The sequence below is a fragment of the Mesorhizobium sp. M2A.F.Ca.ET.067.02.1.1 genome (assembly GCF_004023285.1).
Lineage (GTDB): Bacteria > Pseudomonadota > Alphaproteobacteria > Rhizobiales > Rhizobiaceae > Mesorhizobium.
This window is the reverse complement of record NZ_RZSB01000966.1, coordinates 1-1,933: the sequence shown is the minus strand read 5'-3', so window position 1 is coordinate 1,933 and position 1,933 is coordinate 1. Positions and strand designations below refer to the sequence as shown.

Below are 1,933 nucleotides of genomic sequence, written 5' to 3'. Positions count from 1 at the left end.
GTCGATCTCAGCGTCGGAGATCTTCACATCGTGCGGGTCGCCTGGATAGTCGCGGTCGGTTGTCCCGATCAGCGTGAATTCTTCCTCGTAGGGAATGGCGAAGATGATGCGGCCGTCCTTGTTCTGGAAGAAATAGGCGCGCGGATCGTCGAACTTCTTGGCGACGACGATGTGGCTGCCTTGGACAAGACGGACATTATGGACTTCGTTCTGGCCGACGGCTGTCTGCAGAACGTGATCGACCCACGGGCCGGCGGCGTTGACGAGAAGCCGCGCGCGAACCTCTTCGGTGTCGCCGGTCAGCACGTTCTGCACCTTGACGGTCCATATTGAGGCGTCGCGGCGCGCGCTGACGACCTTGGTGCGGGTGCGGATGATGGCGCCCCGGTCGGCGGCGTCACGAGCGTTCAGCGCCACCAGACGAGCGTCATTGACCCAACCATCCGAATATTCGAAAGCCTTGCGGAACAATGGCTTGAGCGGCTTGCCTGCCGGATCGCTCGCCATGTCCAGCGTCTTCGTCGCAGGCAGCAGCTTGCGCCCGCCGATGTGATCGTAGAGGAACAGCCCGAGCCGGATCAGCCAGGCGGGCCTCAGGCCCTTGGCATAAGGCAGGACGAAGCGCATCGGCCAGATGATATGCGGCGCGTTCTTCCACAGAACCTCGCGCTCCATCAGCGCTTCGCGCACCAGCCGGAACTCGTAGAATTCAAGATAGCGAAGCCCGCCATGGATAAGCTTGGTCGAGCCGGAGGACGTCCCGCTCGCCAGATCGTTCATCTCGGCAAGGTAAACCGAAAATCCGCGGCCAACGGCGTCGCGGGCGATACCGCAGCCATTGATGCCGCCGCCGATGACGAAAATGTCATGGATCGGGGATGTGTCCAAAAGTTCCTCCAACGATTTCGCATTGCACCATTTTTGTGTTTTACGAAACCGTGACGGAATTATTTCGAACTCAAAGCGAATGTCAAACGAAATTTCATCGCTGCGTGAAACAGCCATGAAGCACCGCTATTCGAGCGCCGTCTCGATCAGCCGGACCTCGGTCTCCTCGCAAATCCGGCGAATCGAGGGGATGTCGCAACGATCGGTGATGAAGGTATTCACCTGCGAAAGGTGGCCGATCCGGACCGGCGCCGTGCGCTCGAACTTGGTCCGGTCGGAGACCAGGATGACGTGGCGCGCATTGGCTATGATCGCCTGCGCCACCTTCACCTCGCGGAAATCGAAGTCGAGCAGCGCGCCATCATGATCGATGGCCGAGGCGCCGATGACGGCATAATCGACTTTGAACTGGCGGATGAAATCGACGGCCGCTTCGCCGACGACACCACCGTCGGAACCGCGCACCACGCCGCCGGCGATCACCACCTCGATCGTAGGATAGATGCGCATCCTATTGGCAACATTGATGTTATTGGTGATGACCATCAGCCCGTTATGGTCGAGAAGCGCCTTGCTGACTGCCTCGGTGGTGGTGCCGATATTGATGAACAGCGAAGCATTGTCCGGGATCAACCGCGCCGCCGCGCCGCCGATCGCCTCCTTCTCGTCGGCCGCGATCTTGCGCCGCGCCTCGTATTCCATGTTCTCGATGCCGGACGGGAACAGCGCGCCGCCATGGATGCGGGTGAGCAGCCGCTGATCGCACAGATCGTTGAGGTCCTTGCGGATGGTCTGCGGCGTCACATTGAAATGCGTCGCCAGATCCTCGACCAGAACCCGGCCGTGGTCTTTCGCCATCTGGATGATTTCGGCGTGGCGTGGCGAAAGAAACATCCGGGCGTCCCTCCATTTTCGTTTTTCTCCTCTATATCGGAAAACGAAAGCGAAGAAAAGGTATAAGCCGGCTAACGAAAATCATCTGATTGCAAAAGGCAACCCAGTGCGGAACGCGTCCACCCGCCTCAGGACGGGCGGCGGGCAATCT

General features: G+C 59.8%; 2 protein-coding genes. Both read right to left on the bottom strand.

Going from position 1 to position 1,933, the window contains the following annotated elements; genetic code table 11:
* Positions 1-888: glycerol-3-phosphate dehydrogenase (glpD, locus tag EOA28_RS34290; RefSeq protein WP_128315772.1), on the bottom strand; the 888-nt coding region annotated here is incomplete at its 3' end.
* A 126-nt stretch (positions 889-1,014) separates the two neighbouring features.
* Positions 1,015-1,782, bottom strand: coding sequence for a DeoR/GlpR family DNA-binding transcription regulator (locus EOA28_RS34285; RefSeq protein WP_042642634.1), 768 nt, complete (start codon positions 1,780-1,782; stop codon positions 1,015-1,017).
* Positions 1,783-1,933: the final 151 nt, after the last annotated feature.